This window comes from Cellulomonas fimi, assembly GCF_028527925.1.
GTDB classification, from domain to species: domain Bacteria; phylum Actinomycetota; class Actinomycetes; order Actinomycetales; family Cellulomonadaceae; genus Cellulomonas; species Cellulomonas fimi_C.
Genome location: NZ_JAPESW010000047.1, coordinates 23,279 through 29,537 on the forward strand (window position 1 = coordinate 23,279; position 6,259 = coordinate 29,537).

5 protein-coding genes are annotated in these 6,259 nt (G+C 71.5%); all 5 read left to right on the forward strand.

The features are described from left to right. Window positions 1-27: 27 nt before the first annotated feature. Window positions 28-1,053, forward strand: coding sequence for a LacI family DNA-binding transcriptional regulator (locus OMK64_RS16735; protein WP_272729489.1), 1,026 nt, complete (start codon window positions 28-30; stop codon window positions 1,051-1,053). 297 nt (window positions 1,054-1,350) lie between these two features. Beyond that, the gene (locus tag OMK64_RS16740) at window positions 1,351-2,655 is read left to right on the forward strand and encodes an extracellular solute-binding protein (protein ID WP_272729495.1); all 1,305 of its coding nucleotides are present in this window, start codon (window positions 1,351-1,353) and stop codon (window positions 2,653-2,655) included. Window positions 2,656-2,685: 30 nt separating this feature from the next. Beyond that, window positions 2,686-3,636, forward strand: coding sequence for a carbohydrate ABC transporter permease (locus tag OMK64_RS16745; RefSeq protein ID WP_374694113.1), 951 nt, complete (start codon window positions 2,686-2,688; stop codon window positions 3,634-3,636). Continuing rightward, on the forward strand, window positions 3,633-4,577 hold the full coding sequence (locus OMK64_RS16750; RefSeq protein ID WP_272729490.1) for a carbohydrate ABC transporter permease: 945 nt from the start codon (window positions 3,633-3,635) through the stop codon (window positions 4,575-4,577). The genes OMK64_RS16745 and OMK64_RS16750 overlap by 4 nt, the downstream gene beginning before the upstream one ends. Window positions 4,578-4,670: 93 nt before the next feature. After that, on the forward strand, window positions 4,671-6,259 hold a 1,589-nt coding region (arfA, locus tag OMK64_RS16755), incomplete at its 3' end, for an arabinosylfuranosidase ArfA (RefSeq protein ID WP_272729491.1).

The window sequence follows — 6,259 nt, forward strand, 5'->3', positions numbered from 1 at the left end:
CCACCGGCGGTCGAGGAGAGGGCGACGATGCGGTCCACCGTGAAGGACGTCGCGCTGCGCGCCGGGGTGTCCCCGAAGACGGTGTCGAACGTCATCAACGGCACCGCGTTCGTCCGGCCGGAGACGCGGGCCCGCGTCGAGGAGGCGCTCGCCGAGCTCGACTACGTGCCCAACCTCGGCGCGCGCGGTCTGCGCAACGGGCGGTACGGGCTCATCGCGCTCGCGCTCCCCGACCTGTCGACCGCGTACTCGGCGGAGGTCGCGCACCACTTCGTCGAGGAGGGGCACGCGCGGGGGTGGAGCGTGCAGATCGAGGAGACGGCCGCCGAGCCGCAGCGCGAGCGGGCGCTGCTGTCGCGGGCGCGGTCCCACCTCGTCGACGGGCTCGTCCTCAACCCCGTGTCGCTGGCCGACTCCGTCGTGGACGAGCACGTCGCGCGCGGCCCGCTGCCGCCGACGGTCCTCATCGGCGAGGTCGAGCAGGACCGCACCGACCAGGTCGGCGTCGACAGCGTCGCGGGCGCGCGCGACATGACGGAGCACCTGCTCGCGGCCGGGTTCCGGCGCATCGCGGTCGTCGGCGCGCCGCGCGAGGTGGAGACCGCAGCCGCCCGGCAGCGCACCGAGGGCTACCGGCAGGCGCTCGCGGCGGCGGGTGTCGCGCACGACCCGACGCTCGAGCTGCCGACGCCGCGGTGGACGGCCGACGAGGCGCGTGACGTGGTGCGGGCCTTCCTCGACGAGCACGCGCCGCCCGAGGTCTTCTTCTGCTTCACGGACTCGATGGCGCTCGCGGTCGTGCACGTCCTGTGGGAACGGGGGCTGCGCGTGCCCGACGACGTGGCGGTCGCGGGGTTCGACGACGTCGAGCCGAGCCGGTACGCCGTCCCGCCGCTCACGACGGTGTCGTTCGACCTGCGCGCGTTCGCCGCGACGGCGCTCGACCTCCTGCGTGACCGGATCGAGGACCCGTCACGCGCGCCCCGGCACCTCACCGTCCCGCACCGCGTGGTCGTACGCGCCAGCACGACCCGCAGCCGCGCCCGGGGCTGACCGGCCACCGACGGCGCCGGTGGGCGGTCGGCTCGCGGATCTGCCCGATTTCCGGCGTGGCGTCCCTCTTGCCGAGTCGTTTCAACGATGTAATGCTCACGACTGGTCCGGCCACGGCCACCCCGGGGACGGCTCCGCGCCGTCTGCGAGGGCGGCCACCGCGGGGCCTCGACACGTGTCTCACGAAGGAGTGACGGCATGACCGACCGCCACGGGCCGCCGCGCGGCTCGACCCCCTCCACCGCGGCCCTCGACCGCGCCGGGTTCGTCGTCCCCGGACGCTCCGGACCACCCGGCATGACCCGGCGGCAGATGCTGCTCGGCTCGCTCGCGGCGATCGGCGGCGTCGCGGCCGCCGGGGCGCTCGCGGGCTGCGCGTCGCCGACCGCCGCCGCGGACGGCGTGCGCGAGCTGGCGTTCTGGCACCTGCTGTCGGGCGGCGACGGCATCAACATGGCGGGCCTGGTCGAGGACGTGAACGGCCTCGACCACGGCTACCAGGCGACGCAGACCGTCCTCGCGTGGGGTGCGCCGTACTACACCAAGCTCGCGATGGCGAGCGTCGGCGGGCGCGCCCCGGACACCGCGATCATGCACGCGTCGCGCATCGCCGGGTACGCGCCCGGCGGCCTGCTCGACCCGTGGGACCTCGACCTGCTCGCCGAGTTCGACGTCACCGAGCAGGACTTCCTGCCGCGCGTCTGGGAGAAGGGCGGGCTCGACGGGACGCAGTACTCGATCGCGCTCGACTCGCACCCGTTCGTGATGTTCTACAACACCGACGTCGCCGCGCAGGCGGGCGTGCTCGGGACCGACGGGCAGCTCGCGCCGATCGAGGACGCCGACCAGTTCCTCGAGGTCGCGCGGGCCATGCAGGCCGTCACGGGCAAGCACGGCCTGTCGTACGGGTACCTCGGCGACGGCGCGCAGATGTGGCGGCTGTTCTACACGCTCTACAAGCAGCACGACGCCGAGTTCGACCTGTCGGGCAGCCGCGCCGAGGTCGACACCGACGCCGCGGTCGAGTCGCTCGAGTACATCCAGACGCTGCTCGACGGCACGATCTGCGCCCCCGACGGCGACTACGGCACCGCGGTCGCGGAGTTCATGTCCGGGGAGAGCGGGATGTTCTTCACCGGCGTCTGGGAGCTGCCGACCGCCAAGAAGGCCGGGCTCCCGTTCGACGCCATGCCGATCCCGACGCTGTTCGGCACGCCCGCTGCGTACGCGGACTCGCACGCCTTCACGCTGCCCCACCAGTCCGACCCGGACCCCGAGCAGCGGCGCGCGACGTACCGGTTCGTCGCCGACATCCTGCAGAGCTCGTTCGCGTGGGCCGAGGCCGGGCACATCCCCGCCTACCAGCCGGTCGTGCAGAGCCCCGAGTACCAGGACCTCGTCCCGCAGGCGCACTACGCGCCGGCCGCCGAGATCCTCAACTACGACCCCGAGGCGTGGTTCACGGGTTCGGGCAGCGACTTCCAGAGCTACTTCCTCGAGACCGTGCAGAACGTGTACCTCAACGGCGCCGACCCGGCCGAGGGCTTCGGGGCCTTCGTGCGACGCGTCGACGTGCAGCTCTCCAAGCCGAACCCGGTCTGACGTCCCTGCCCGATCCGACGAAGGAGTCCGATCGTGTCCTCTGCCGCAACCGCCGCCCCCGGCCGCACCCGGCCCGGGTCGACGACGTCCGAACGGTCCGTGATCCGCGCGCAACGCTCGCGCGACACCCGGATCGGGTGGCTGTTCGTCACGCCGTTCGTCGTCGTGTTCGCGATGTTCCTGCTCTGGCCCCTGCTCCACGGGTTCTACCTGTCGTTCACCGGTGAGTCGATCACCGGTGCCGGCGGCGCGTTCCTCGGTCTCGACAACTACGCCGAGGCCCTGCGCGACCCGATCATGTGGCGGTCGATGCTCAACACGCTGTGGTTCACCGTGCTCTCGACGGTCCCGCTCGTGCTCGTGGCGCTCGTCATGGCGCTGCTCGTGTTCCAGGGCCTGCCCGGCCAGTGGCTGTGGCGGCTGTCGTTCTTCATGTCGTTCCTGCTCGCGTCGACCGTCGCCGCGCAGTTCTGGATCTGGATGTACAACCCGCAGCTCGGCCTCGTGAACTACCTGCTGAGCGGGCTCGGGATCGAGGGACAGGCCTGGCTGCAGGACACGAAGTGGGCGATGCTCGCGGTCGTCGTCGAGACGCTGTGGTGGACCGTCGGGTTCAACTTCCTGCTCTACCTGACGGCGCTGCAGAACATCCCCGAGCAGCAGTACGAGGCGTCCGCGCTCGACGGCGCCGGCCGCTGGCGGCAGCTGTGGTCCATCACGATCCCGCAGCTCGGCCCCACGACGGTGCTCATCGTGATCCTGCAGATCCTGGCGTCGCTCAAGGTCTTCGACCAGATCTACATCATGACGCAGGGCGGCCCGGGCGGCGTGACCCGCCCCGTCGTCCAGTACATCTTCGAGTCCGGCTTCACCGGGTACCGGTTCGGCTACGCGTCGGCGATCGCGTACATCTTCTTCGCGGTCATCATCATCGTGTCGCTGGCGCAGGTCGGGTTCACGTCGCGGAGGAACGCCCGATGACCACCACCGTCGCACCCCAGCCCAACGCCGGTGCTGCCGGCGTCGTCGGTGGTGGCCGTCGCCGCCGCCCCCAGGGACGCTTCTCGCACGCCGCCGGGCTGCGCGTCGGCGAGCGCTTCGCGAGCCCCGGTCGGATCCTCGCGATCCTCGCGCTCGTCGTGCTCGCCGTCGTCTGGCTGCTGCCTTTCCTGTGGGCCGTGTTCACGTCGTTCAAGTCGGAGACGGCCGCCGCGGCGACGCCCGTGTCGTGGTTCCCGGCGGACGGGTTCACGACGGACGCCTACGGGAGCGTGCTGCGCGAGGGGAACATCCCGCTCTGGACGTGGAACAGCCTGCTCACCGCGGTCGCGATCACCGTCGTCACGCTCACCGTGTCGTCGCTCGCGGCCTACGCGCTCGCGCGCATCGACTTCCGCGGCCGCAGGTGGCTGTTCTGGCTGATCATCGCGTCGATCATCGTGCCGCCGCCGGTGCTGATCGTCCCGCTGTTCTACGAGATGCTCGCGCTCAACCTCGTCGACACGTACTGGGCGATCATCCTCCCGCAGGTGGTCCACCCCGCCATGGTGTTCGTGCTCAAGAAGTTCTTCGAGCAGGTCCCCGTCGAGCTCGAGGACGCGGCCCGGATCGACGGTGCCGGACGCCTGCGCGTGTTCTGGTCGATCGTGCTGCCGCTGTCGCGGCCGATCCTCGCGGCCGTGTCGATCTTCGTGTTCATCGCGGCCTGGAACAACTTCCTGTGGCCGTTCATCATCACGAGCGACTCCTCGCTCATGACCCTGCCCGTCGGTCTGCAGACCGTGAAGAGCGCGTACGGCCTGCAGTACGCGCAGACGATGGCGTCCGCCGTGCTCGCGGCGCTCCCGCTGATCGTCGTCTTCCTGTTCTTCCAGCGGCAGATCATCAAGGGCTTCTCGACCACCGGCTTCGGCGGTCAGTGACGTCGCCGGCGGCGGCCCGGACCACCCGCCGGGCCGCCGCCTTCCCGCTCCGCCCGCACCGCTCGCACCACGCGCTCGACCCTGAGGAGACCCATGACCCAGGCACGACTCGTCCTCGACCGTGACTTCACCGTCGGGGAGGTGCCCCGCCGGATCTTCGGCTCGTTCGTCGAGCACATGGGCCGCTGCGTCTACACGGGCATCTACGAGCCCGGGCACCCCGCGGCGGACGAGCACGGCTTCCGCACCGACGTGCTCGACCTCGTCCGCGAGATGGGCGTGACCGTCGTCCGCTACCCCGGCGGCAACTTCGTGTCCGGGTACCGGTGGGAGGACGGCGTCGGACCCGTCGACCAGCGGCCCCGGCGGCTCGACGGCGCGTGGCACACCGTCGAGACCAACGCGTTCGGGCTGCACGAGTTCGTCGACTGGGCGCGCGTCGCGGGCGTCGAGGTCATGGAGGCCGTCAACCTCGGCACGCGCGGCGTCGAGGCCGCCCGGCAGCTCGTCGAGTACGCGAACCACCCGGGCGGCACCGCGCTGTCCGACCTGCGCGCCGCGAACGGCCACCCCGAACCCTTCGACATCCGCCTGTGGTGCCTCGGGAACGAGATGGACGGCCCGTGGCAGATGGGCGCCAAGACTCCCGAGGAGTACGGCCGGATCGCGCAGGAGACCGCGAAGGCGATGCGGCTCGTCGACCCCACGATCGAGCTCGTCGCGTGCGGGTCGTCGAACTCCGGCATGCCGACCTTCGGCACGTGGGAGCAGACCGTCCTGCGGCACGCGTACGAGTACGTCGACTACGTCTCGCTGCACGCGTACTACCAGGAGGACGAGGGCGACCACGCGTCGTTCCTCGCGTCCGCCGTCGACATGGACCACTTCATCGAGTCGGTGATCGCCACGGCCGACGCCGTGCGCGCGGCCGGCAAGCACACCAAGCGCATCAACCTCTCGTTCGACGAGTGGAACGTCTGGTACCAGCGCGGGAAGGACACCCCCGACCAGCCGCACGTCATCGAGCGTGAGGGCGTCTGGCGCGAGCACCCGCGCATCATCGAGGACGAGTACAACGTGACCGACGCCGTCGTCGTCGGCACGTTCCTCAACTCGCTGCTGCGGCACGGCGACCGTGTGACCGTCGCCAACCAGGCGCAGCTCGTCAACGTCATCGCACCCATCCGGTCCGAGCCCGGCGGCCCTGCGTGGCGGCAGTCGATCTTCTGGCCGTTCGCGCGGATGTCGGCGCTCGCGCACGGCCAGATCCTGCGGGTGTCGGCCACCTCCGACCGGTACGACGCCGGGAAGTTCGGCGACACCGACCTCGTCGACGCCTCCGCGACCTGGGACGAGGAGCACGGGCGCGTCGCGCTGTTCCTCGCGCACCGCGGGCTCGACGCGGCGGCCGACGTCACCGTCGACCTGCGCGGGTGGACCGGTGCGCGCGTGACCCGCGCCGAGGTGCTGACGGTCCCCGAGGGCGGCGACCGGTTCACCGCGAGCACGCAGGACCGTCCCGACGCGGTCGGCCTCGTCCCGCTCGACGGCGTGGAGGTCGACGAGGTCGGTGTCGCCGAACTTCCCGGCGGCGTACCGGTCGGGGGTGGCCGCCACCCCCAGGATCTGGCCGTGCGCGAGCGCCGACATCCGCGCGAACGGCCAGCAGGGCCGCTCGCGCC

Coding starts and splice junctions, on each gene's coding strand:
- OMK64_RS16735 (WP_272729489.1), top strand. CDS start 28: ATGCGGTCCACCGTGAAGGACGTCGCGCTGCGCGCCGGGGTGTCCCCG.
- OMK64_RS16740 (WP_272729495.1), top strand. CDS start 1,351: ATGACCCGGCGGCAGATGCTGCTCGGCTCGCTCGCGGCGATCGGCGGC.
- OMK64_RS16750 (WP_272729490.1), top strand. CDS start 3,633: ATGACCACCACCGTCGCACCCCAGCCCAACGCCGGTGCTGCCGGCGTC.